A 24,250-nucleotide genomic window follows, 5' to 3' on the forward strand; every position below is an offset into this window, starting at 1 on the left:
TTTTACCGCCCGCAACACGGGCACCGGGCCCGTGGGGGGGTGGCCCGTGCCGGCCCGGGGGGGCCCATTGGGCGCCCGGGGGGGGCCCCCCGCCCCCCCCCGGGGGGCCCCCCCGGGGGGGCGGGGGGGGCCCGACGGCGTCGAAGCGGGGCCGGTGGCTCAGACCTGCCAGCTGTGCGGCGCGCGGAACCCGTACTGGCGCTCCAGCCGACGCCAGCCGGGCTTGGCCGCGGGCGCGGCGGGGGCGGGCTCCGCGGTCCCGGCAGCGGCGCGCGCCAGCAGGATCGCGGTGAGGGCGGCCACCTCCTCGGGTTCGGCGTGGCCCTTCTCGACGCGCAGCAGACCGGGCTCGGTCGCGGAAGCGATGGTCGTCATGGGTGCTACTCCGTGTGGGTGAGGGTGTGGGGTAGGGGGGCGCGGCGGCGCCGCCCCCTACTGCGGAGGGTTGCCGTGCTTGCGCGAGGGCAGGTCCGCGTGCTTGGAGCTCAGCATCGCGAGCGAGCGGATCAGCACCTCACGGGTCTCTGCGGGGTCGATGACGTCGTCCACGAGCCCGCGCTCGGCGGCGTAGTACGGGTGCATCAACTCGGACTTGTACTCCTTGACCATGCGGGTGCGCATGGCCTCCGGGTCGGGGGCGCCGGCGATCTGGCGGCGGAAGATGACGTTGGCGGCCCCGTCGGCGCCCATGACCGCGATCTCGTTGGTGGGCCAGGCGAAGGTGAGGTCCGCGCCGATGGACTGCGAGTCCATCACGATGTACGCACCTCCGTACGCCTTGCGCAGGATCAGCGAGATCCTCGGCACGGTGGCGTTGCAGTACGCGTACAGCAGTTTGGCGCCGTGCCGGATGATCCCGCCGTGTTCCTGGTCGACCCCCGGGAGGAATCCCGGAACGTCCAGCAGGGTCACGATCGGAATATTGAAAGCGTCACACATCTGGACGAAGCGCGCAGCTTTTTCGGACGCTTCGATGTCCAGGACCCCGGCGAGGGTCTGCGGCTGGTTGGCGACGATCCCGACGACCTGGCCGTCCAGTCGGGCCAGGGCGCAGATGATGTTGCGCGCCCAGCGCTCGTGGACCTCCAGGTAGTCGCCGTCGTCGACCAGCTCCTCGATGACCTTGGCCATGTCGTAGGGGCGGTTGCCGTCGGCGGGCACCAGGTCGAGCAGGACGTCGGAGCGGCGCTCGGCGGGGTCCTCGGCGGCCGTCCGCGGCGGGTTCTCGCGGTTGTTCTGCGGGAGCAGCGACAGCAGGTAGCGGACCTCGGCGATGCAGGTCTCCTCGTCGTCGTACGCGAAGTGCGCGACGCCGGAGGTCTCGGCGTGGACGTCGGCGCCGCCGAGTCCGTTCTGGGTGATCTCCTCACCGGTGACGGCCTTGACGACGTCGGGGCCGGTGATGAACATCTGGGAGGTCTCGCGGACCATGAAGACGAAGTCGGTGAGGGCGGGGCTGTAGGCCGCGCCGCCGGCGCAGGGGCCGAGCATCACGCTGATCTGGGGGATGACCCCGGAGGCGCGGGTGTTGCGCTGGAAGATGCCGCCGTACCCGGCGAGGGCGGAGACGCCCTCCTGGATGCGGGCGCCCGCGCCGTCGTTCAGGGACACCAGGGGCGCGCCGGCCGCGATGGCCATGTCCATGATCTTGTGGATCTTGGTGGCGTGGGCCTCGCCCAGCGCACCGCCGAAGATCCGGAAGTCGTGGGCGTAGACGAAGACCGTGCGGCCCTCCACCGTCCCCCAGCCGGTGACCACGCCGTCCGTGTAGGGCCGCTTGGCCTCCAGGCCGAAGCCGGTGGCCCGGTGCCGTCGGAGCTGCTCGACCTCCTGGAAGGACCCGGCGTCGAGCAGCAGCTCGATGCGCTCGCGGGACGTCAGCTTGCCCTTGGCGTGCTGGGCCTCGGTCGCCTTCTCGCTGGGCCCCCGCAGCGCCAGCTCCCGGATCGCGTGGAGCTCGGCCACCCGGCCGCGCGCGTCGGTGGGCTCGTCCCCCGTGGGTCCCGAGGCGTCCGATGGGCCAGGGGAGCCAGTCTCGTCCAAAACGGTCATGTAGCGACCATACGAAGTCGACCGAGCAAAACCGCCCGTCGACTCCGTACAGTCTCCGGCCCGTTTTCCTGGTACCCCCGAACAGATCGGTGCGGACACCGTCGCGAACCTTCTGCCAGGGGGGTCGGGGGGTTGTGGGGTCTCCACAAACCGCTCAGGGGAGGGTCACCTCACACCGGTGGGTGGCGCAGACGGTGCCGGGGGTGATCCGCACCCGTAGTCGACGTCCGGTCGCCAGGACCTCGACGCCCGGGTCCCGGGCGAGCGTGCGGCCCACCGGCCGGTCCCAGACGAGGTCCAGGGGGCGCCCGGTGCGCGGTGGTTCACTCACACACAGCGTGGCGGTGCGGCCACGCAGCCGCACCAGGACGCTGGCCGGCGCCGAGAGCGTGAGGCCGCCGGCCGAGCCGGCCCGCCAGAAGTTCGCCGCGAGGACTCCGAGCGGGTGCACCGCGACGGCCTGACGGTCCGCGTCGTTGGCGGGGACCGACAGCCAGCCGGGGTCGGCGGCCCGGGCGACGACCGCCCCGAGCGGGGCCCCGGGCAGCACGGCGTAGGCGTACTCCCCCGCGGTGGGGTCGGTGCCGTGGTCCAGCCACAGGGTCTGCCAGTGCCGGGTGCGGCGCTCGGGTGCCCCGGCGGTGTTGATGTCGGACCAGCTCCCGGTGCGTTCCTCGCGCAGGGTCCGCAGGGCCGGACCGCCGGCCAGCACCCAGCCGCCGTGCCCTTCCAGGTGGGCCCAGCGGGGGCGGGGTCCGGGCCCGGTGCGCAGTCGCGCGGTGCCGGCCGCGCCGAGGTTGCGCTGGTCGACGACCGTCTCCACCGGCACGCCGTCGGTGGCGGTGATGCCCGCGCCCAGGCAGACGACGGTGTCGGCGAGGAAGAACCACGACTTCTTGGCCCGCAGGGTCGAGCCGAGGCCGTGCAGGTCCTGCCCGACGGCCGCGTACGTCCCGTCCGTGGTGCCGCCCACCCAGCGGGCGGGTGGGCGGGGGGCGCCCCATTCGCCGCCGGCCCGGTCGGGGAGGCGTCGGGTGGAGACCGTGGTGCCGGGCAGTCGGTACCAGTCGACGGTGGGCCAGTACCAGTCGCCGTACTGGTCCGTGGGGCGGCCGGCGGGCCACCACTGGAGCAGGCCGGCGGCCGTGTGCCAGCCGCGCGGGTTCTCACCGGCCCCGCACTCGTAGTGGGAGGTGCGGCTCGACGCCATGGCGAGGGCCGCGGTGAACGCGGGTCGGCGGTGGACCGCGCGGTCCATCGCCGGGAACAGGGTGTGGCCGACGGGTTCGGGGGCCGGGCGCACCGGGCGGGCGGCGACCCGGTGCAGCCGGGCCAGGTCGGCCGGGTCGAACTGCGGGGAGGTGAGCAGCGGCAGGACGGTGTCCCGGGCGATCCAGCCCTTGATCCGGGCGTGCCAGTCGTCCCGTCGGGCCGGGGTGATCCCGTGGGCGGCCCCGCCCGGGGACTGTGCGAGCAGGGCGATCGCGGCGATGACGGCGTGCCCGTGGTAGTGGTCGCCGCGCGGGACGCCGTCGTCGGAGCGGAGCAGCCCGCGGCTGATGGCCCGGCCGTTGACGACGTCCATCATCAGTCCGTCGAGGAGGAGCGGCGCGAACGCCCGCTCCACGCTGTCGGCGACGTTGCGCCGGGCCGGGTCGGTCACCTCCCACGGCGATCCGTCGAGCAGGGCGAGGAGCCGGGCGAGGCCGTCCAGCATCACCTGGCCGTAGGTGCCGGTGTACGGGACGGAGGCGTGTTGGAGGAACGAGCCGTCGGCGTACAGGCCGTCGCCCTCGGTGACGTGCGGGAACACCGGGGAGAGCGCGTCGCGGGCGAGGGCCAGCCGGCCGCCGTCGCGGCCGAGGACCCCGCGCAGGGCGACCGAGCGGCACAGGTCGACGCGGTTGGCCCCGGTGGAGGTGCCGGTGTACGCGCCGAGGGCGGTGTCGGGCACGAAGTGGTCCACGGCCGCGCAGGCCGCGGCGCGCTGCTGGGCGGTGAGGCGGTCGCCGAGGGCGAGGGCGGTGTCCATCAGCGGGCGTGGGCAGCCGATCTGCCACTCCCACCAGTTGCCGTGGGGTTCGGTGCCCGGGTGGTAGACGGTGGCGGCGAGGTGGTCGAGGCCGCGGAGCACGGCGGCCAGCAGGGTGGGGTCGTCGGTGCGGCCGGTGCCGGCTTGGACGTGCGCCCGGGTCATCGTCCACAGCCGGGTGTAGCTGCGGGTGATGCCGGCGGGGCGGGCGAAGGGCTGGTCGGGCCAGAGCGCGGTGCGGGTCGGGGCCATCGTCGCGCGCCCGTGCTCCGCCCGGTCGCCGAGCGCGCGCAGTCGGCCGGCGTAGGGCTCGGCCGCCGGGTCGTAGCCGGTGCCCAGCGCGAGGTCCAGCCAGCGGCGGCGCAGCGCGGTGAACGGTGCGTCGGCGTCCCGGGGGGCGGGGGTGCTCGGACGGTACGGGACGGTGCTCGCGGCTGCGGCGAGCAGCACGGTCCGTCGGGTGGGGGTCATACCGCCCTGGTACCCGGGCCGGCCCCGGTCGGCGCGGAATCCACCCGTGGGGACGGGCGCACGGGCGGACCCCGTCGGGAGCGGTGGCTCCCGACGGGGTCCGGGGGTGCGCCCGGCGCGGGGTGGGCGCCGGGCGGGGGTGCGGTGGTTCAGCCGGTGCAGCGGAAGCGGGCGTCGCCCCAGTCGGCGTGGTCGTTGCCGACCCCGTCGCCGCCGTCGCCGACCACCAGGTCGACGTAGCGGGCGCCGGTCACGTCCGCGGTGAGGGACCAGGCCGGGTCGCTGGCCTTCAGGACCGGCGACTTGACCTTCTCGGCGCCGTCCGCGAGCACGCTGAACCGGACGCTGCCGCGGCTGGTCTGCACGTCGTCGACGCCGACCTCGGCGGTGAAGGCGGTGCACTTGCCGCCGAGGAAGTAGCGGACCTTGGAGGCGGCATGGGTGCCGAGCCCCTTGGTGAAGCCGACGCCGCCGATCTTCAGCGGGGAGCCGTCGCCGGTGCCCGTCTCGCCGTTGGACAGGTCCCGTTCCACCGGTCCCCACCCGTTGCTGCTGTCGGTCCAGTCCAGGTCGCTGGCCCAGGCGTCGGCGGTCGGGGGCGGCGGCAGGGTGCGCACCGTCGTTTCGGCGTCGAGCGTCCGCCGCTCGCCGTCGAGCACGTACGTGGCCTGGGCCGCGAGCCGGTACGAGCGGTAGGGGGCGTCGATCGGCGGGGTCACCCGCCAGGTGGTGGTGACCTTGGTGCCGGGCGCGACCGGGGTGGTGGTGGTCGGCCCGACCGGCTCGGCGCGCCAGCCCTCGGGCAGTTCCAGGGCGACGCCCAGCTCACGGGCGTCGGTCCGCTCGAAGCTGGTGAAGGTGGCGGTGACCTCGCCCGCGGCGCCGGGCTCCAGGGTCGGGGACTCCCCCGCGAGCTTCAGCTGTGCGCAGGCGGGCCGTTCGGTGGTGGGGCCGAGGTCGGTGACGCGGAAGTCGTCCAGCACGAAGTCCGCGTTGTCGTCGGCGTCCTGCCGCATCCGCAGCCCCACCCAGGTGTCGCCGCAGCCGGCGACCACGTCCTCGGTGAAGCGGCCGGTGGTGCGCTGCTGGGGCACGGCGGTGCTGCGGGTCTCCACGGTCTGGGCGGCGCCGCCGGCGATCTGGTCGTAGCCGGTCACCCAGTCGAAGGAATCGGCGTGGCTCGACTGGTAGGCGAAGTCGACCCGGTAGGCCCGGCCGGGCTCCAGCGGAACGGTCGCCGGGGTGGTGCGGTAGACGATGCCGCCCTTGTTGCCCTCGTGGGTCTTCAGCGACTCCTCGCCGTCGAGGACGTCGTCGATCAGCTTGCCGTTCCAACCGGACTGGGTGTACGGGGCGTTCTTCTGGGCGAGGTGGGTGCGCGGGTCGGTGACCCCGCCCGCGGCGCCCTTGGCGAAGGGGCCCCAGCCCTGGTCGACGTGCTCGAAGTCCTCCTGGACGACCGTCGTGGCGGGGGCCGCGGGGGCCTTGCCGGTGGCCGCGACCAGACGCACGTCATCGACGCGGACCGTGGCGTCGGAGCCCGCCGCCGCCTCGACGCGCAGGGTGGTCCGGCCGTTGCGGGGCGCGGTGAACGTGACCTTGGCGCGCTGCATGTACGTGCTGTGCCAGTCGCTCGCGGCGACGGTGTTGCGCAGCGTGGACCGGTCGACGGACACGGACGCGCCTCCCGCGCTCAGCGTGGTGCGGCGCTCCTGGCCCGGTGCGACCTCCAGCCAGGCGGAGGCGGTGTAGCGCTGGCCCGGGGTGAGCCCGGTGAGCCGCTGTTCGACGGCGGCCCGGCCCGTACCGGTGAGGGCGGCGCTGTTGCGGCCGTTGGCGTCGGTGTCGCGGGCGACCCGGCCGGTGGTGCGCCAGTCGTCGAGCCGGGCGTCGTTGAAGCCGGGGTCCCGGACCGGGCCGCCCTCGCCCCAGGCGGGGTCGGTGGCCCGCGGGGCACGCCCCTGCGCGTACAGCACGTAGGGCCGTCCGGCCTCGGCGGTCAGGGTGATCTTCCCGTTCCGGGCGCGCACGGTGCCGGTCTTGACCCGGCCGTTGTCGGTCAGCTCGTGGACGGTGTACGAGGAGCCGGGGACCTCCCAGGTCGTGGTGCCGCCCGCCTTGTTGAAGTGGTAGAGCTTGCGGCTGTCACCCTTGCCGCCCTTGCCGGCCCTGCCGGGTGCGGCGCCCTCCCACGGCAGCAGGTAGGTGTCGCCGGACAGCACCTTGCGGCCCTGGTCGTAGTAGGTGCGGGTGCCGTCCTCGACGGCGGCGCGCACCCCGCCCGTGAAGGTGATGTCGTTGCCGTTCCAGCGCTGGATCTGCTCCTGCTGGAGGTACTTGGCGGGCAGGTCCCGCTCCCAGATCGCGGCGTAGAAGTCGTCCCAGTCGTTCTCGCCGGTCCAGCCCTCGAAGTCCTCCAGGATGGTCTGGCCGAGGACCGGGTCGTCGTTCCAGACGTCCTTCTCGCTGTTGCGGATGAACCGGATGATCTTCGAGTTGAGGCCCTTGTTGGTGACCCCGCCGTAGTTGAGGTCATTGGCCCAGTGCGACCACAGGGACTGCCGTTCGAACTTGTCGGCCCACTCGGTGGACAGGTGCCAGCCCTGGTCGCGGATGGCCCGGGCGGTCTGCTCGGCGATCCAGCCGTGCGAGTAGTAGACGTCCACGTACAGCTGCGACAGGTTGGGGTGGGTCTCGTCCCGCAGTTCCTTGAACCGACGGGCGAGGTCACCGCTGTTCACGTCGCGGCGCTGGTCGATGTAGTAGCTCTGGTTGAGCCAGTTCCAGCCCGGCTTGGTCTTGTCGACCAGCGTCTCGTTGAAGTTCTTCGCCTCGGGGTACGCCTCGGTCGCATTGACGTGCACGCCGAAGGTGGCGCCCCACCGCTCGCCCTTCGCCAGCAACTCGTTGAGGTCGGTGAGGCCGCCGGCGCGCTTGTTGACGTCCCCGCCGTAGTCGGGGTGCGCGGAGTCGTGGCCCTCGGACGCGTAGCCCTTGAGCATCGCGAGCTGGCCGAGGCCGTCGGTGGCCAGCGAGATCCGCTTGACGTCGTCCAGGGTGCGCAGGAAGGGGTGCGTGGCCTGGCTGGCGAAGTTGAACGGGATGTGGGTGACGACCCGGTCGGGCGTCTGCTCGGCGCCGGGCGCCTTGACGCCGATGGACCGGAAGGCGACGGCGGCGTCCTGCCAGTCGACCGCGCGGTCCCCGTTGGCGTCGGGCGTGACGACGACCTTGGCCCAGGGCAGCTCGTCGCCCCGGGCGGCCTTCGGCGCGCCCTCGCCGCGGTGGGTCCACTGGCCGGACCAGACGCCGACCCGGGTGGAGCCGTCGGCGGCCTTGCGCGCCTGGTGCCAGAAACGGGCGTCGTCCCCGGCGGTGGCGCCGGAGGGCTTGTCGTACGTGGAGTTGGACTCGACGGCGGCGGCGAGGCGGCCCGTGTTGACGAGGGCGTAGGCGGCGCCGCGCGGGCTCGCGTCGGCCGGGGTGTCGGCGGTGACCTCGGCGAAGACGTCGGCGGTGCGGGTGGAGTCCGGGTCGAGGCGGGTGAAGGCGGTCCGGGCGCCGCCGTCGCCGCTGCCCACGGAGACCAGGTCGTGGCCGGGGATGTCGAGGGTGCCGACCCGGAACGCCTCGGTGTCGCGGACGGCGGTCACCTTGAAGGTGACGGTGCGACCGGTCACCGTGAGCGAGGCGTCGATCTCGACGCCCGGCGTCTGCGGGAAGGTGAGGGTGTACGCGGCCCTGCTGCGACTGAGGTCCGGTGCGGACTTGAGCCGCACGGGCTGCGCCTTGCCGTTGAGGGTGACCTCGGTGATCTCGGCCGTGGAGCCGAGCAGTCGGGCTCCGGTGGCCCGGTCGGTGTACGCGAGGACCCGCGGGAAGTCCTCGGCCACGGTGACGGTGAGCTGCGCGGAGCGGAGGGTCGGACCGCTGACCGGGTCAGCGGCGGTGACGGCCGTCGCCGCCTCCGGCTGGGCGGCGGCGACGGGGCCGGCCAGGGCGAAGACGGCGGATGAGGCGGCGACCAGCGCACACGCCGTACGGATTCTTCGGGACATGGGGACTGGGTAGCGGGGGCGCCGGCACCGGGTCAACGGGCGGCACCCACCGGGGCGGCGGCAGTCCAAGAACCGCCTTCCTTTAGTCCAAGTCGGCCCCGGTCACGGCCGCCCGGACGCGTCCGGGCCGTGAGGAGGACGGGGGGCGGGCGGGAAGCGGGCGGGGGCGACGATCCCGGATTCCGTCACCGAAGGTGAGCGTCCGAACCCGGAACGCTTGCAGTTGAAATTTGAACGGAATACCTCTAGAGTCATCCTCGTTGAAAGTTCAACCAAAGGTGGACCGAGAGGCGGTCCCCCTCCCCACCCCCCAGGAGCACACCATGGGTCTCTTCGGCCGCAAGAACGAGTCCGCCGCCCCCACCGCCGTCGCCACCGCGCCCCACCTGGCCCCGCTGACCGGCACCTACACCCTCGACCCCGCCCACACCACCATCGGCTTCGTGGCCCGCCACGCCATGGTCACCAACGTCAAGGGCGGCTTCCAGGACGTCAGCGGCACGCTGGACCTGGACGGCCACAACCCCGGCAACTCGACCGCCGCCCTGGACATCCAGATGGCGAGCATCGACACCGGCAACGCCGACCGCGACGGCCACCTCAAGAGCGCCGACTTCTTCCGGATCGACGAGTTCCCCACGATGACCTTCCGGTCCACCAGCACCGAGCACCTCGGCGGCGAGGACTTCCGCATCACCGGTGACCTCTCCCTGCTGGGCACCACCCGGCCGATCACCATCGACCTGGAGTTCAACGGCGCCGCCACCGACCCGTTCGGCAACGAGCGCGTCGGCTTCGAGGGCCGCGCCGAGCTGCTGCGCTCCGAGTGGGGCCTGACCTGGAACGCCGCGCTGGAGACCGGTGGCGTCCTCGTCTCCGACAAGGTCAAGCTGAACTTCGACATCTCCGCCATCAAGAACGCCGGCTGAGCCCGCCGGAGCACCGTCTCCGGCCCCGGGCCCCGGTGCCCGCGGACCCTTCGGGTCCCTTCGAGCGCGCCCGCCTTCCGCTTCCCCCGAGCGAGAGGGCGGGCGCTCGTGCGTGCGGGGTCAGAACCCGCCGCCGAAGTCCCCTCCCCCGCCGAAGTCGCCACCACCGAAACCGCCGCCGTCACCGCCGCCGAAGTCCCCGGGGTCGAACTCCGCCCCGGACACGTCCCCGCCGCCGTACCCGGCGTCGGCGCCGAAGTCCCCGTAGCCGGAACCGTAGTCCGCGGCGTACGCCGGTCCTGCCATCATGGTCCCGAGCATCGTGCCCACCAGCAGACCGGGCAGCAGCCCGCCGCCGAAGTAGCCACCCGCCCAGGGCCCGTACGCCGGTCCCGCCTCGTAGTAGGGCCGGCGGCCGCCCTCCGTGTCGACCTGGCGGACCAGCGGATCGACGCCGTCCCGCAACCGGGCCTGGTCCGCCGCGCACACCGGCACCTCGCGCTCGGCACCCGACGGGGGCGACCAGCGGGCGTCCGCCACGGACGGCCCGTGCCGGGGGTCGAAGAAGCAGGGGGCCCGCCGCTCGGGGAGCGGTTCACCGGCCCGGCGCGCGGCGAGCAGGGCCAGCGCGAAACGTCCGTCCGCGAGCGCCTCGGTGACCGGCCGCACCTCCTCGGGTCGGCGGGCCGCGACCATCAGCGACTTCGCCCGCTCGTAGGAGTCCAGTGCCTGCTCGTAGTCCCCGCGCATCGCGTCGTCGGCGCCCGCCTCGGCGGGGTGGAAGTCGAGCCGTTCGAGCTCCTCGCCGAAGGCGGTGATGTCCTCGTCCACCACGACCCGCAACTTGTCGAGGGCGGCCCGCTGCGCCTCCTCGTGGTGCCGCTTCCTGCGACGGGACACCGCGTACGCGCCCGCCCCGCCGAGGGCCACGACCGTCCCCGCCGCCACCAGCGCGGCCACCGGGAAGGACGTCCCGCGGCCCGTTCCGTCGGCGTTCCAGGAAGCGGGCGCGGAGCCCCGGGCCGTGGGGAGCGCCCGGTCCACGAAGTCGTTGAGCTGGGCCGCCGCCGCGCCGTCGCCCTCCACGCTGCGGACCAGGTTGCCCACCGCGGCCGGCGACATCACGGAGCTGTCGGCCCGGGCGTCGAACCGGTCACCGAGCCGGACCGCGTACACCCCGGTGATCCCGGTCGCGGTCCGCAGATCGGTGAACAGGTCCTTCGTCGGGTAGCCGGCGGGGAGCACCGCGACGAACAACGGCTTGTCGGCATCCGTGATCTTCTTCGCGAGGGCGTCCGCGTCCGCGCCGGAGAGCAGTGCGGAGGCCGCCGGATCGACGTAGACGGGGCCGTCCCGGAGGGCGGCGGCGACGGTGTCGGTGTCGACGGCCCGGGCGGTGACCGCGGCCACGGAGGGGGCCGGGGCGGCGGGCGGGGCCGCCCGTGCGAGGGCCGGGGCCAGGACCGTGAGCAGCACGGCCACCACGGCGGTGAGCAGGGCGAGGGTCGGACCCCGGAGCGCCGGGAGTCCTCGGGACGGTGCGGCGTTCATGCCTTCGACGCTACCCGATCCGGCGCCGATGCCCCCGTCGGCGGCGGGCGCGACCGGTCGGCCGCGCCCCGCCCGACGCCTACTCGGTCGGCTCCACGCCCACCCGCAGCAACCCGTACGTGTAGGCGTCCTCCAGCGCCTGCCAGGAGGCGGCGATCACGTTGTCCGCGACCCCGACCGTCGACCACTCGGTGGTGCCGTCGCTGGTGGAGATCAGGACCCGGGTCGTGGACTGGGTCCCGTGGCGGCCCTCCAGGATGCGGACCTTGTAGTCGACCAGCTCGAAGGTGGCGAGCTCAGGGTGCAGTCGCTCCAGGGCCACCCGCAGCGCCCGGTCGAGGGCGTTGACCGGGCCGTTGCCCTCCGCGGTGGCGACGATCCGCTCGCCCTTGGCCCACAGCTTCACGGTGGCCTCGTTGGCGTGGCTGCCGTCCGGACGGTCCTCGGTGATCGCCCGCCAGGACTCGGTGCGGAAGTAGCGGGGGGCCCGGCCCTCGGCCTCCTCGCGCAGCAGCAGTTCGAAGGAGGCGTCGGCCGCCTCGTAGGTGTAGCCCCGCAGCTCGCGTTCCTTGACCCGCTCGACGACCCGGCCGATCAGCTCGCGGTCACCGCCGAGGTCGACGCCGAGTTCCTTGCCCTTCAGCTCGATCGAGGCGCGACCCGCCATGTCGGAGACCAGCATCCGGATGCGGTTGCCGACCTGCTCGGGGTCGATGTGCTGGTAGAGGTCGGGGTCCACCTTGATCGCCGAGGCGTGGAGTCCGGCCTTGTGCGCGAACGCGGAGACTCCCACGTACGGCTGGTGCGTGGAGGGCGTGAGGTTGACGACCTCGGCGATGGCGTGCGAGACGCGCGTCATCTCGCGCAACTTGCCCTCGGGCAGCACCCGGCGGTCGTACTTCAGTTCCAGGGCCGCCACCACGGGGAACAGGTTGGCGTTGCCGACGCGCTCGCCGTACCCGTTGGCGGTGCACTGGACGTGGGTGGCGCCCGCGTCCACGGCGGCCAGCGTGTTGGCGACCGCGCAGCCCGTGTCGTCCTGCGCGTGGATGCCCAAGCGGGCCCCGGTGTCGGCGAGGACCGTGGCGGTCACCGCGTGGATCTGGGCGGGGAGCATGCCCCCGTTGGTGTCGCACAGGACGACCACGTCGGCCCCGGCCTCGCTCGCCGTGCGGACGACCGCCTTGGCGTAGTCGGGGTTGGCCCGGTAGCCGTCGAAGAAGTGCTCACAGTCGACGAACACCCGGCGACCCTGCTCGCACAGGTGGGAGACGGTGTCCCGGACCATCTCCAGGTTCTCGTCGAGGGTGGTGCGCAGGGCCAGTTCCACATGGCGGTCATGGGCCTTCGCGACCAGGGTGATCACCGGGGCGCCGGACTCCAGCAGGGCCCGGACCTGCGGGTCCTCGGAGGCCTTGCCGCCGGCGCGGCGGGTGGCGCCGAAGGCGACGAGCTGGGCGTTGCGGAAGTCGATCTCCTGCTGGGCCCGGGCGAAGAACTCGGTGTCCCGGGGGTTGGCGCCCGGCCAGCCCCCCTCGATGAAGCCCACGCCGAAGTCGTCCAGGTGCCGGGCGATGGCCAACTTGTCCGCGACCGTGAGATTGATGCCCTCGCGCTGTGCGCCGTCGCGCAGCGTGGTGTCGAAGACGTGGAAACTGTCGTCTTTGGCCTGACTGCTCATTGCGGGATGACTCCTGTCGGGTGCGTGGCTCCGGAATTGCTGGCTCCACTTGCCCCCATCTTCGCGTGCTGTTCGTGTCCGGTCGGGTTGGGGTCCGGGAAACGAAAAGACCCCTCGCGGGTGCGAGAGGTCTGCGCGCGGGTCTGGGGCACGGGGCCGCTGATCACCTGGTGGTGTCGGGTCAGCGGTCCTGCGGACCGGCGCGCCTGTTGCCGATAATCATGGCCAACGAAAGCACGGGTGGCAGTGTGCCACAGTTCTCCGAACGGTGCGGTTCGGTCTCACCGGGTGGACGGTTCCCCTGCGGGTTGCTGGTGGTTGCCCCCGCGGTCGGGGCGGTCCGTTGCACGGTGCGGTCGCGATCGGTCGCCCGCGCCGTTCCCCGCGCCCCTATCGGGGCGCGATTCCGCCGGCCCCGATCCCCGGCACGGGGCCCCGGCGGCACCCGATCGCTGCGGCACGCTGCACCGTGCGGGACACGGGGAGGTGCCCGCGCCGTTCCCCGCACCCCTGACGGGACGCGATACCTCCGGCCCCGACCCCCCGGCACGGGGCCCCGGCGGCGCCCGATCGCTGCGGCACGCTGCACCGTGCGGGACCACGGGGGGTGCCCGCGCCGTTCCCCGCACCCCGGGCGTCAGGGGTGCGGGGAACGACGGCGACCACCCCCGGACCCCAGGGGCGCGGGGAACTGCGCGAACAGGGCCCACCGGGCCGCACCCGGGGAACGACGAAGCGCTCAGGGCACCGCATGCGCGGACGCGAGGAACACGGGAACCGCCACGAACGCCCGCCCCCGCTGCCCGGCGACCCACGCAGCGCCCTCCTCCGCGGCGACCACCCCGACAGCAACCACGCGGCGAACCGCACTGCTCACCACCGCGAGCGCAGCCTCACCCGTGAGCACGGTGGTGTGCACCTCCACCCGCACGTCCGAGAAGCCGGCCGCCAGCAACAGCGCACGGAAGCCCCGGGCGGCCCGGGGGCTGACCACCAGGTCGGCGCGGGCGTGCACGATCCGCCGGGTCAGCCGGGCGTCATCGGAGTCGATCACGAAGGCGTCCCAGTCGTGGCCGATCAGGGCGATCCGTCCGCCGGGCGCCAGGACCCGCCGCGCCTCGGTCACGGCCTCCGCGGGCTCGACCAGTTCATGGAGCACCCGCTCGGCGCGATAGGCGTCCACGGAGGCGTCGGGGAACGGCAGGGCACGGGCGTCGGCCACCAGGAAACGGCCCCGTGGCCAGCGTGCGCGGGCCGCCGCGACGGCTCCCCGGTCGGGGTCGACCCCCGTGGACCGGGCACCCAGCCGCACCGTCTCGGCCACCGCGCGGCCCCCGCCGCAGCCCACGTCGAGCAGCCGGGTGCCGGCCCATACGCCGAGCAGTTCGTAGGAGCGGGCCCGCAGGGCGCGTGCTTCCGGGGTGGTATCGACCCGGTCCAGCAGGGCGAGGACGGGGTTCTCGGCGACGGCGGGGGTCGCGGGCGGCTTGTCCATGCGGTCCAGGCTGCGACTTAATGCCGACATGAAGTCAAGCGCAGGACGCACGACGATGACGGTCGGGGAACTCGCGGGGCGCTTCGGGCTGGGGACGCACGTGTTGCGGCACTGGGAGGGCGTGGGGCTGCTCCACCCCGAGCGGGACGGCGCGGGCCGGCGGCGCTACGACGAGGGGGACGCGGCACGGGTGGCGGCGGTGCTGCGCGCCAAGGCGGCCGGGCTGTCGCTCGATGCGATCCGCCGCACGCTGGACTGCGGTTCGCCCGCCGAGCGACGGGACCGGCTGGAGCGCCACCGGGACCTGCTCCGGGACCGGATCGCCCGCCTCCAGGCGTCGCTGACCCTGACCGAACACGCCCTGGACTGCCCGGTCGCCCTCTCCCCCGGTCGCGTCCCGGGCTGAGCGTGCGCCCGCCGAGGTCCGGCGGGCGCACCGCACGGGGCTCAGCCGAGGTCGTGCATCCACCCGTAGGGGTCGTCCGCGGCGCCGGACTGGAGGGCGAGCAGCGCCCCGCGCAGCCGCATGGTGACCGCGCCGGGCTCCCCGTCGCCCTGGGTCCACTCTCCGCGCCGGGACTTGACGGTACCCACCGGAGTGATCACGGCGGCGGTCCCGCAGGCGAACACCTCGGTGAGCGCACCGCTGGCGGCGTCCCGCTCCCAGTCCTCCGTGGAGATCCGTCCCTCCTCGGCGGTGTACCCGAGGTCCCGTGCGATGGTGAGCAGCGAGTCCCGGGTGATCCCGGGCAGCAGCGAACCGGTCAGCGCGGGCGTGACGATCCGGTCCCCGTACACGAAGTACAGGTTCATGCCGCCCATCTCCTCGACCCAGCGGTGCTCCACGGCGTCGAGCCACACGACCTGGTCGCAGCCCTCGGCGGCGGCCTCCTTCTGGGCCACCAGCGAGGCCGCGTAGTTGCCGCCGGTCTTGGCCGCCCCGGTGCCGCCCTTGACCGCGCGGACGTAGTCCTCGGACAGCCAGACGGAGACGGGCTTGACGCCCCCGGGGAAGTAGGGGCCGGCGGGCGAGGCGATCACCACGAACAGGTACGCGTTGGCGGGCCGCACCCCGAGGCCGACCTCGGTCGCGAACATGAAGGGCCGCAGGTAGAGGGACTGTTCGCCGTGCGCGGGCACCCACGCCTTGTCCTGGGTGACGAGGGCGTCGCAGGCCGCGATGAACAGGTCGTCGGACACCTCGGGCATCGCGAGCCGCCGCGCGGAGGAGCGGAACCGGTCGGCGTTGGCCGCGGGCCGGAAGGTGGCCACGGAGCCGTCGGGGCGCCGGTACGCCTTGAGGCCCTCGAAGATGGTCTGCGCGTAGTGCAGGGTCATGTTCGCCGGATCGAGGGAGATCGGGGCGTACGGCACCAGCTCGGCGTCGTGCCAGCCGCGGCCCTCGGACCACTTGACGGTGACCATGTGGTCGGTGAAGTGACGGCCGAAGCCGGGGTTGCGCAGGATCGCCTCGCGCTGTTCCTCGGGCAACGGGTGCGAGGAGGGCTTCAGCTCGATCGTGGGCGTCGTCATGACTGGTTGTCCTTCACCGTAGGTGGTCAGGGGGCCGAGTCCCGTCTGTCCTCACGGCTCACGCCCGCGCGTGACGATACTAGGACGTCCGAGCTTCGTCGTGTACGGGTGGGTACGCGACGAATGCACGGCCCTGGCTTTCGAGTATCGCGCGCACGGCGGGGCCACGGGGAGACCGTCGGGGAACGGACCGGGCGGGCGCGCGGAGCCGGCCCGGCACGGGCCCGCCCCGGCTTTGATGGTGACACCGGCGGGCGGCACACGAGAAGCCGCCGGACGCTCCTGGGCGCCGGCGGCTTCTCGTTCCGGGGTGGGCCCCGGGTGTCCGGGGGCCTGCCCCGGGACGTGTGGCGCGCCGGGTCAGCCGGCTACGCGTGCGGCGAGCGCGTCACCGATCTCGTCGGTGGTGCGCGGGGTGCCGTCGCGCTCGGCGAGGTCGGCGGAGACGGCCTCCTCGATGCGGGCGGCCGCGGCCTCGTGACCGAGGTGGCGCAGCAGCAGGGCGACGGAGAGGATCGTCGCGGTCGGGTCGGCCTTGCCCTGGCCCGCGATGTCGGGCGCGGAGCCGTGCACCGGCTCGAACATGGACGGGAAGGCGCCGGTCGGGTTGATGTTGCCGGAGGCGGCCAGCCCGATCCCGCCGGTCACGGCGGCGGCGAGGTCGGTGAGGATGTCGCCGAAGAGGTTGTCGGTGACGATCACGTCGAAGCGCTCGGGCTGGGTGACGAAGAAGATCGTCGCGGCGTCGACGTGCAGGTAGTCCGTGGTGACGTCGGGGTACTCGGCGGCCACCTTGTCGAAGGTGTTCTTCCAGAGGTGACCGGCGTACACGAGGACGTTGTTCTTGTGGACGAGCGTCAGCTTCTTGCGGGGGCGGGCGTTGGCGCGCTCGAAGGCGTCCCGGACCACCCGCTCCACGCCGTAGGCGGTGTTGAGGCTGACCTCGGTGGCGACCTCGGCCGGCGTACCGGTGCGCAGGGAGCCGCCGTTGCCGGTGTAGGGGCCCTCGGTGCCCTCGCGGACGACGACGAAGTCGATCTCGGGGCGGCCGGCGAGCGGGGTCGCGGTGTTCGGGAACAGCTTCGACGGCCGCAGGTTGATGTAGTGGTCGAAGGCGAACCGCAGCTTGAGGAGCAGTCCGCGCTCCAGCACCCCGGAGGGCACGGACGGGTCGCCGATCGCACCGAGGAGGATGGCGTCGTGGCCCTTGAGGGCCTCCAACTCCGCGTCGGGGAGCGTCTCCCCGGTACGGTGCCAGCGCTGGGCGCCGAGGTCGTACTCCTTGGTCTCCAGCTTCACGTCCTCCGGGAGGACGGCACTGAGGACCTTGAGCCCCTGGGCTACGACCTCCTGGCCGATGCCGTCACCGGGAATCACTGCGAGATTGATGCTGGGAGACATGGCGGCACCCTACTCTCCGTCCCAGGGGATGACACCGATGGTCCACCATTCGGACATCCCAGGCGGGAGGGGCGGGTGTTCCCTCAGTGCCCGGTGGCGCCGCCGTTGTCACGGCGGTCGAGGGCGCGCTGGAGGGCGGCGGCGGCGTTCTTGCGCTCGGCGTCGTCGGTGCGGGGGTGGCGGACCCGTCGGGTGGTCGTCTCGGCCATGGTGATCTGCTCCTTGGCGTACGGGAGTGCTCGGAGGGGATGCGTCGCGCCGGGGGCGTGGGGCCGTCGGGGGCGGGGAGCGCGGTCCGCAGGGATCACCTGCGCGGGGACACGGGCTCGCGACCGCGATCGCTCGGTCGAGCGGAACGTTCGGCTCCTACCAAGCTAAGGCAGCGGGACCCATCTGTCTCCACAAGTAGTCGGACTTCCTACTATCTGAGACGGCGTCGACGTTTTCCCAGGTCACGACGGGTACGCCCCAGGTACGAGCCGCAGGTGGAGGCTCAGCGGTTGAGGAACTCCGCGCACCGGTGGGGCCCGAGCGCGGCGCCCTCGGACGGCTTCAGGGTGACCTCGACCTCGGCGGCCCTGACCTTCGGTTCGAGCACCGACTGGGCACGGGCCAGCGAGCACACCAACTGCCCCTTGCCGTCGCCCGGGTAGAGGCCCTCCATGTGCAGGGTGACGCGCTTGCCCGTACCCGTCGCCGAGTAGGGGCCCGGCATCACGACGAGCGTGGTGAGTCCGTCGCCCTGTCCGACGGGCGGCGGGCTCAGCAGCAGTTTCACCACCCAGTCGAGCGCCTCGATCTTCCGGTCGAGCATGGGCACCGCACGCAGCCCGGTGTCGGACTCGTAGTACAGCCGCATGCCGCGCGACAGTCCGGCCGCGGGCTCCCCCGCGTCCACCACCCCGGTCGGCTGGACGCCGCAGCCCACGAGAGCGGCCCCCAGGACGGCGGCCACCAGCCCCTGCCGTGCCTTCACTGCGCGTCCTCCTCGGTGAGCCGCCGGGGCAGCCGCAGGGTGAACACCGCGCCGCTCCCCGGCCCGTCGGCGACCTCGATGGTGCCGCCGTGCAGTCGTGCGTTCTCCCAGGCGATCGCGGTGCCGAGGCCGCTGCCCTGGCCGCCGCCGTCGTCATCGTCGTCGGCCTTGCGGGTACGGGCCTCGTCCGCCTTGTAGAAGCGGTCGAAGACCCGCTCCCGTGCTCCGGGCGGTAGCCCGGGGCCGTGGTCGGCGACCTCCAGCGCCACCCGGTCCCGACCCGCCACGGGCTCCACCCGGAGGGTCACCGTGACCGGCGGGGCACCGTGCCGCAGGGCGTTGCCCACCAGGTTCGCGACGATCACGTCGATGCGGCGCCGGTCGACCACCGCCCGCACGCCCGACGGCAGGTGCGTGACCACCCGGTCCGTCCAGCCGCGCAGGGCGAGCGACGCCCGTACGGTGTCGGCGAGGTCCGTCTCCGCCGCGTTCAGCCGGACCGCCTTGGCGTCGAAGCGGGAGATCTCCATCAGGTCCTCGACCAGCCGGGCCAGCCGCGCCGTCTCCGCCCCGACGGTCCGGGCGGCCCGCGCCGCGTCCGGCGGCAACTGGTCGGCGTCCTCCTCCAGGACGGTCGCCACCATGGTCATCGCCGCGAGGGGCGTGCGCAGTTCATGGGACACGTCGGCCACGAAACGGCGCGCCTTCGCCTCCTGTTCCCGCAGTTCCGCGTCGGAGGCCTGGAGCGCGTCCGCGGTCTCGTTGAACGTCCGCGCCAGATCGGCGAGTTCGTCGCGCCCCTTGACGGCGACCCGGCTGCCGAGGTCGCCGGCCGCCAGCTTGCGGGTGGCCCGGCCCAGCTTCCGTACCGGACGCAGGACCGTGCCCGCGGCCAGCAGCGCCAGCACCACCGCCAGCACCACCACCCCCGCGATGCCGTCCCGCACGGAGTCCAGCAGGGCGGCGGTGTCCTCGTGCTCGGCCCGTAGGTCGCTGATCGCGAAGACCTCCAGGCCCGAGGTGCGGCGGTCCCCGTCGGCGTACCGCACCGGCATGCCGACGACCAGGTAGGGCTCGCCCCGCCACCTCACCCGCTGGAACCGGGCCGCCTCCCCGGCGCGCACCGCGGCGCGCAGTTCGGGGGTGATCCGGCCCTGGGTGTCGGCGAGTGCGTCGGAGACCCCGACGAGGTCCTGGTAGCGGGCGACCACCTTGCGGTCGCCGGTGCCGACGCCCTCCGAGACCTTGACCGCGAACCGGGTCAGCGAGCGCTGGTCGGGCGGGAGGTCGAAGTCGGCGGCGACCTGGTTGGTGCGCTCGCGCAGGTCGTCCACCGCGGCGTTCTGGGTGCGTTGCAGGACGGCGGTGCGGGCGTCCCGGTAGGCGAGGGCCGTTGCGGTCACCGCGCTGATCAGGGCGACCGCGACGAAGGTGGCGACGAGCCGGACGCGCAGCCCGCCGAAGAACCCCGGGGCGCGCCGTGGCGGACCGGCACCGCGCCGGTCCCCGGCCGGGCGGCTCACAGCGGCCCGAAGCGGTAGCCGAAGCCCCGCACGGTCTGCACGTAGCGCGGTTTCGCCGGCACGTCCTCCAGCTTGGCCCGCAGCCGTCCGACGGCGGCGTCCACCAGCCGGGAGTCGCCGAGGAAGGTGTGGTCCCAGACGGATTCGAGGAGTTGTTCACGGCTGAAGACCCGGCCCGGGGAGGCCGACAGCTCCAGCAGCAGCCGCAGTTCGGTGGGCGGCAGCGCGATCGTGGCCCCGTACTTGGTGACGGTCAGCCCGGCCCGGTCGATCACCAGCCCGGCGAGGTCGGCGTCCGTCCGCATCTGGCCGGACGGTTCCGCACGTCGCAGCACGGCCCGGATGCGGGCCTCGAGGACGGGCGCGGTGACCGGCTTGGTCACGTAGTCGTCGGCGCCCGCCTCCAGGCCGGTGACGACGTCCTGGTCGTCGCCGCGGGCGGTGAGCATGATGACCGGCAGGGTGGCGCTCCGGCCCCGGATGCGGCGGCACGCCTCGAAGCCGTCCATCCCCGGCAGCATCAGGTCCAGCACCACCAGGTCGACGTCCTCGCCGCCCGGGCCGTCCAGCAGGGCGAGCGCTTCCTCCCCGGTGGCCGCCGTGTCGATGGCGTACCCGTGCCGGCGCAGCACGAGCTCCATTCCGTCCCGTACGGACGCGTCGTCCTCGATGAGCAACACATGCGGCATGGGGTCGATTATGTGCACCCCGACGGCCGGCCCGTCGCCCCCCGTCCCCGGTCCACGGGCAGGTCGGGAGCATTGTTACGTTCCCATCATGTGGTCATGGAGTGGCCATGAACTGGCGTGGCGAAGGTGAGCGCCATGATCTTCAAGACGACCTCCCGCAGTACCTCCCGACTGCGCCTGGCCGCGTTCGTCGCGGCCCCCGTCCTCGCCTTCTCGGTGGCGTGCGGCGGGGGTGACGACGGGGGCGGCACCAAGAGCCACGGCATCGCCGACGCCCCGGACACCCCGACCGCCGCCGAGTCCGCCGAACCCTCCGAGGCCGGGCAGCCCGCGAAGTCCGCCGGGAAGAAGACCCGGCCCGCGGGCAAGAGCGCCTTCTACGACGCCCAGGTCACGTTCGTCCAGTGCATGCGCGCCAAGGGCGACTACCCGGAGTTCCCCGACCCCAAGCTCAGCGGCTACCTCGACTGGGACAAGGTCAACGAGCTGGGCTCCCAGCCCGGACGCAACCAGGGCATCAAGGCGGGCAAGAACAACGTCTGCTTGCCCGAACTCCAGGCGGTCATGGCGGTCGAGCCCGAGCGCGACCAGCAGAAGTCCTTCGAGTCGATGCTCGCGCACGCCCAGTGCATGCGGGACAACGGCGTCTCCCGGTTCACCAACCCGACCATGAGCGGCGGCAACGCGATCCCCGGCGGCGACCCGAACCCCGCGTCCCCGGTGCTCGACCACGAGTCGCCCGCGTACAAGAAGGCCGAGCGGGCCTGCAAGCCGAAGCTGATCGACAGCGTGGCGGGCATGCAGTGAAGCGCCGCTCCACCTTCCTCGTGCTCGGCGCCGTGACCGTGGTCGCCGCCGTCACCGGGGGCTTCCTGTACCTCGGCGGCGGCGACGGCGCGGACACCGCCGGGCAGGGCGGCGACCTGCCGCCCGCCACCACGACCGTCGTGCGCACCGATCTGGTGCAGTCCAAGACCGTCGACGGCAAGCTCGACTTCGCCCAGCGCCGCACCGTCAAGTCCGCCGTCGAGGGCACCGTCACGGTCGCCGCGGACGAGGGGGAGATCGTGACCACGGGGCAGGCCCTGTACGAGCTGAACGACAAACCCGTCACCCTCCTGTACGGCCCGGTCCCGATGTTCCGCGAGATGAAGCGGGGCGACCGGGGCAGCGACGTCCTCCAACTGGAGCGCAACCTCCGTGACCTGGGGTACGGGGCGGAGCTGTACGTCGACGTCTGGTACGACGAGGACACCGAGGCCGCCGTCAAGCAGTGGCAGAAGACCCTGAACCGCGACACCACCGGTCGGGTCGGCAAGGGCGACGTCGTCTTCCAGCCCGGCCAGGTCAAGGTGGCGAAGGCCGACGCGGCCCTCGCCGACCAGGTCGCCCCGGGCGGACCGGTCCTGACGGTCGCCTCCACCAAACCGGTCGTCCGGGCCGAGTTGGAGCAGTCCGACGGCGCGCTCACCTCCAGCGGCACCAAGGTCGAGGTCGTCCTGCCCAGCGGGAAGACCGCCGTCGGCAAGGTCGCCGGGACGGTGCGCCCCGAGGCGACCGGCGAAGGCGGCGAGGGCGCCCAGGACGGCATCACCGTGGAGGTGGTCCTGGACGGCGGGGCGGGCGCCGTGGCCGGCGAGGACGCCAAGAAGTCGGCGAGCGTGCGGTTCGTCAGCGAGGCGCGCGAAGGGGTGCTCGCGGTGCCCGTCGAGGCGGTCGTCGCCCTGCGCGGCGAGAACGGCGGCTACGGCCTCCAGGTCGTGCGGGGCACCACCTCGCAGGTGGTGCGGGTGGAGACCGGGATGACCGCCGACGGACGGATCGAGGTCAGCGGCCCGGACGTCCGCGAAGGCCTGCGGGTGGGAGTGGCGAAACCGTGACGCCACCACCGACGCCGACGCCGACCGCCGCCCCGACCCCGGTGGTGGAGCTCCGGGACGCCACCAAGTCGTACCCGGGCGGGGTGCACGCCCTGCGCGGGGTGGACCTCACCGTCCACGAGGGCGAACTGCTCGCCGTCGTCGGCCCGTCCGGCTCCGGAAAGTCCACGGTGCTCCAGGTGATGGGCACCCTCGACAAGCCCACCTCGGGCACCGTGCGGATCGCCGGGTACGACGTGTCCGCACTCCCCGACTCCCGGCTCTCCGCGCTGCGCGCCCGGCACATCGGCTTCGTGTTCCAGCACTTCCACCTGGCGGCGGGGCGCGATGCGGTGGACAACGTCGCGGACGGCCTGCTCTACGCGGGGGTGTCGCTGCGCGAGCGGCGGGCCCGGGCCCGCGAAGCGCTGGCCCGGGTGCGCCTCGACCACCGCTTCGGGCACACCCCGAACGAACTGTCCGGCGGCGAGAAGCAGCGCGTGGCCATCGCCCGCGCCCTGGTGGGCGACCCCCGGCTGCTGTTGGCCGACGAGCCGACCGGGGCGCTGGACACCGCGTCCGGCGCGGTCGTCATGAAGTTGCTGCACGAGCTGAACGCGTCCGGCACCACCGTCTGCGTGATCACCCATGACCAGGGGATCGCGGACGCGCTGCCGCGCCGGGTGCGCTTCCGGGACGGCGAGATCGTCTCGGACTCGGGCACCGGCCCGTCCCCCGTCGACCGTGCGGAAGGAGCCGGTGCATGAGGAACGACCTCAAACCCGCCCGGCTCTCCGCCCGGGACGTGCTGCGCGTCGGTGCGGTCGGCCTGCGGGCCCGTCGCGCCCGGGTGGTGCTGTCGGCCCTGGGCATCGCCATCGGCATCGCGACCATGGTCACGGTGATCGGGCTGTCCGAGTCGAGCCGGTCGGACCTGATGGCCCAGCTCGACCGCCTCGGCACCAACCTGCTCACCGCCGAAGCGGGCGAGGACCACGAGGGGAAGCCGCTCAAGTTCCCCAAGAGCGCGGTCGCGATGGTCGAACGGATCGGCCCGGTGCAGCACGCCACGGCCACCGCCGAGGTCGACGCCCGCATCCGGCGCAGCGATCTGGTCCCCGAGGAACGCACCGCCGGGGTCACCACCCAGGCGGCCCGTACCGATCTGCTGACCGCGCTCGGCGGCGAGGTGGACCGGGGCGTCTGGTTGGACGCGGCCAGTTCGCGGCTGCCCGCGACGGTGCTCGGGTCCGAGGCGGCGAAACGGCTGGGGGTCACCGACACCGGGGAGACGATCATGATGAACGACACCCGGGTGGTGGTCGTCGGCATCCTCGAACCGATCGTGCTGGTCCCGACCCTGGACCGGGTGGCCATGGTCGGGTTCCCCGCCGCCGAACGCTACTTCGGCTTCGACGGGCATCCCACCACCGTCTTCGAGCGCTCCACGGACGCTTCGGTCGAGGAGGTGGGGACGGTCCTGGCCCGCACCATCAGCCCCGGGCAGCCGGGGGGCGTCAAGGTGTCCCGGCCCTCGGACGCACTGGCCGCCAAGGCCGCCACCGACGAGGGCCTGACGCGGCTGATGCTCGGACTGGGCGGGGTGGCCCTGCTGGTCGGTGGGGTGGGCGTGGCCAACACCATGGTCATCTCCGTGTTGGAGCGTCGTCAGGAGATCGGTCTGCGCCGCGCGTTGGGCGCCACCCGCCAGGCGATCCGGCTCCAGTTCCTGACCGAGTCGCTGCTGTTGTCGGCGCTCGGCGGGGTGTCGGGTGCACTGCTGGGCGCGGCGGCGACCTACGGCTTCGCGACGGTGCAGGGGTGGACGGCGGTGGTCCCGCCCTGGTCCCTGGCGGGCGGGCTGGCGGCGACCCTGCTGATCGGGATGGTCGCGGGTCTCTACCCGGCGATCCGGGCCGCCCGGCTCCACCCGACGGTGGCGCTGAACGCGGTGTGAGGCGGTGGGCGCGGTGATCGCGGTGGGCGCAGCGGGCGCAGTG

Annotated in this window: 19 protein-coding genes; 6 read left to right on the forward strand and 13 right to left on the reverse strand. The window is 73.4% G+C overall.

Annotated features, from left to right (window positions below; genetic code table 11):
• Positions 1 to 159: 159 nt before the first annotated feature.
• The 4 genes from ACFYOU_RS30550 to ACFYOU_RS30565 all read right to left on the reverse strand — a co-directional run bounded on the left by ACFYOU_RS30550 (position 160) and on the right by ACFYOU_RS30565 (position 8,613).
• Positions 160 to 375, reverse strand: a complete 216-nt coding sequence (locus ACFYOU_RS30550; protein WP_389772226.1) for an acyl-CoA carboxylase subunit epsilon — start codon at positions 373 to 375, stop codon at positions 160 to 162.
• A gap of 57 nt (positions 376 to 432) precedes the next feature.
• Entirely contained in the window at positions 433 to 2,052 is a 1,620-nt protein-coding gene (locus ACFYOU_RS30555) for an acyl-CoA carboxylase subunit beta (RefSeq protein WP_389772229.1), read from the reverse strand.
• A 154-nt stretch (positions 2,053 to 2,206) separates the two neighbouring features.
• On the reverse strand, positions 2,207 to 4,555 hold the full coding sequence (locus ACFYOU_RS30560; RefSeq protein WP_391310196.1) for a polysaccharide lyase family 8 super-sandwich domain-containing protein: 2,349 nt from the start codon (positions 4,553 to 4,555) through the stop codon (positions 2,207 to 2,209).
• A 149-nt stretch (positions 4,556 to 4,704) separates the two neighbouring features.
• Positions 4,705 to 8,613 (reverse strand): endo-alpha-N-acetylgalactosaminidase family protein, encoded by a 3,909-nt coding sequence (locus tag ACFYOU_RS30565; protein ID WP_391310198.1) that lies wholly within the window; start codon positions 8,611 to 8,613, stop codon positions 4,705 to 4,707.
• A gap of 323 nt (positions 8,614 to 8,936) precedes the next feature.
• On the opposite strand from ACFYOU_RS30565, the gene ACFYOU_RS30570 reads away from it, so the two are divergent.
• Entirely contained in the window at positions 8,937 to 9,542 is a 606-nt protein-coding gene (locus ACFYOU_RS30570) for a YceI family protein (RefSeq protein ID WP_391310200.1), read from the forward strand.
• Positions 9,543 to 9,662: 120 nt separating this feature from the next.
• On the opposite strand, the gene ACFYOU_RS30575 is transcribed toward ACFYOU_RS30570, so the two are convergent.
• The 3 genes from ACFYOU_RS30575 to ACFYOU_RS30585 all read right to left on the reverse strand — a co-directional run bounded on the left by ACFYOU_RS30575 (position 9,663) and on the right by ACFYOU_RS30585 (position 14,269).
• Positions 9,663 to 11,093, reverse strand: a complete 1,431-nt coding sequence (locus ACFYOU_RS30575; protein ID WP_391310202.1) for a hypothetical protein — start codon at positions 11,091 to 11,093, stop codon at positions 9,663 to 9,665.
• Between the two features lie 79 nt (positions 11,094 to 11,172).
• Positions 11,173 to 12,774 (reverse strand): citramalate synthase, encoded by a 1,602-nt coding sequence (cimA, locus tag ACFYOU_RS30580; protein WP_389772241.1) that lies wholly within the window; start codon positions 12,772 to 12,774, stop codon positions 11,173 to 11,175.
• Between the two features lie 739 nt (positions 12,775 to 13,513).
• Entirely contained in the window at positions 13,514 to 14,269 is a 756-nt protein-coding gene (locus tag ACFYOU_RS30585; protein WP_391310205.1) for a methyltransferase domain-containing protein, read from the reverse strand.
• Between the two features lie 28 nt (positions 14,270 to 14,297).
• Between ACFYOU_RS30585 and ACFYOU_RS30590 the strand changes: the two genes are divergently transcribed.
• Positions 14,298 to 14,675 (forward strand): MerR family transcriptional regulator, encoded by a 378-nt coding sequence (locus ACFYOU_RS30590; protein WP_391310206.1) that lies wholly within the window; start codon positions 14,298 to 14,300, stop codon positions 14,673 to 14,675.
• A gap of 41 nt (positions 14,676 to 14,716) precedes the next feature.
• On the opposite strand, the gene ACFYOU_RS30595 is transcribed toward ACFYOU_RS30590, so the two are convergent.
• The 6 genes from ACFYOU_RS30595 to ACFYOU_RS30620 all read right to left on the reverse strand — a co-directional run bounded on the left by ACFYOU_RS30595 (position 14,717) and on the right by ACFYOU_RS30620 (position 20,391).
• Positions 14,717 to 15,802, reverse strand: a complete 1,086-nt coding sequence (locus tag ACFYOU_RS30595) for a branched-chain amino acid aminotransferase (RefSeq protein WP_389772244.1) — start codon at positions 15,800 to 15,802, stop codon at positions 14,717 to 14,719.
• A 360-nt stretch (positions 15,803 to 16,162) separates the two neighbouring features.
• Positions 16,163 to 17,203 (reverse strand): 3-isopropylmalate dehydrogenase, encoded by a 1,041-nt coding sequence (locus tag ACFYOU_RS30600; RefSeq protein ID WP_387008902.1) that lies wholly within the window; start codon positions 17,201 to 17,203, stop codon positions 16,163 to 16,165.
• A gap of 83 nt (positions 17,204 to 17,286) precedes the next feature.
• Complete coding sequence (locus ACFYOU_RS30605) at positions 17,287 to 17,412, reverse strand: hypothetical protein (protein WP_387008904.1); 126 nt, start codon at positions 17,410 to 17,412, stop codon at positions 17,287 to 17,289.
• 284 nt (positions 17,413 to 17,696) lie between these two features.
• Complete coding sequence (locus ACFYOU_RS30610; protein WP_391310210.1) at positions 17,697 to 18,179, reverse strand: hypothetical protein; 483 nt, start codon at positions 18,177 to 18,179, stop codon at positions 17,697 to 17,699.
• Complete coding sequence (locus tag ACFYOU_RS30615; RefSeq protein WP_391310212.1) at positions 18,176 to 19,702, reverse strand: ATP-binding protein; 1,527 nt, start codon at positions 19,700 to 19,702, stop codon at positions 18,176 to 18,178. Before ACFYOU_RS30615 ends, ACFYOU_RS30610 begins: the two co-directional genes overlap by 4 nt.
• Complete coding sequence (locus ACFYOU_RS30620) at positions 19,699 to 20,391, reverse strand: response regulator (RefSeq protein ID WP_391310214.1); 693 nt, start codon at positions 20,389 to 20,391, stop codon at positions 19,699 to 19,701. Before ACFYOU_RS30620 ends, ACFYOU_RS30615 begins: the two co-directional genes overlap by 4 nt.
• A 135-nt stretch (positions 20,392 to 20,526) precedes the next feature.
• Between ACFYOU_RS30620 and ACFYOU_RS30625 the strand changes: the two genes are divergently transcribed.
• The 4 genes from ACFYOU_RS30625 to ACFYOU_RS30640 are packed head-to-tail and all read left to right on the forward strand — an operon-like array spanning position 20,527 to position 24,207.
• Positions 20,527 to 21,198: a hypothetical protein gene (locus ACFYOU_RS30625; RefSeq protein WP_389772255.1), complete on the forward strand. Its 672-nt coding sequence runs from the start codon at positions 20,527 to 20,529 to the stop codon at positions 21,196 to 21,198.
• Positions 21,195 to 22,271: a peptidoglycan-binding protein gene (locus tag ACFYOU_RS30630; RefSeq protein ID WP_391310216.1), complete on the forward strand. Its 1,077-nt coding sequence runs from the start codon at positions 21,195 to 21,197 to the stop codon at positions 22,269 to 22,271. Before ACFYOU_RS30625 ends, ACFYOU_RS30630 begins: the two co-directional genes overlap by 4 nt.
• Positions 22,268 to 23,017 carry an ATP-binding cassette domain-containing protein gene (locus tag ACFYOU_RS30635; protein WP_391310217.1) on the forward strand — a complete coding sequence of 250 codons (750 nt, stop codon included), beginning with the start codon at positions 22,268 to 22,270 and terminating at the stop codon, positions 23,015 to 23,017. Before ACFYOU_RS30630 ends, ACFYOU_RS30635 begins: the two co-directional genes overlap by 4 nt.
• Entirely contained in the window at positions 23,014 to 24,207 is a 1,194-nt protein-coding gene (locus tag ACFYOU_RS30640; RefSeq protein WP_391310218.1) for an FtsX-like permease family protein, read from the forward strand. Before ACFYOU_RS30635 ends, ACFYOU_RS30640 begins: the two co-directional genes overlap by 4 nt.
• Positions 24,208 to 24,250 lie beyond the last annotated feature (43 nt).

The sequence above is a fragment of the Streptomyces sp. NPDC005955 genome (genome assembly GCF_042871255.1).
In the GTDB taxonomy this organism is placed as follows: domain Bacteria; phylum Actinomycetota; class Actinomycetes; order Streptomycetales; family Streptomycetaceae; genus Streptomyces.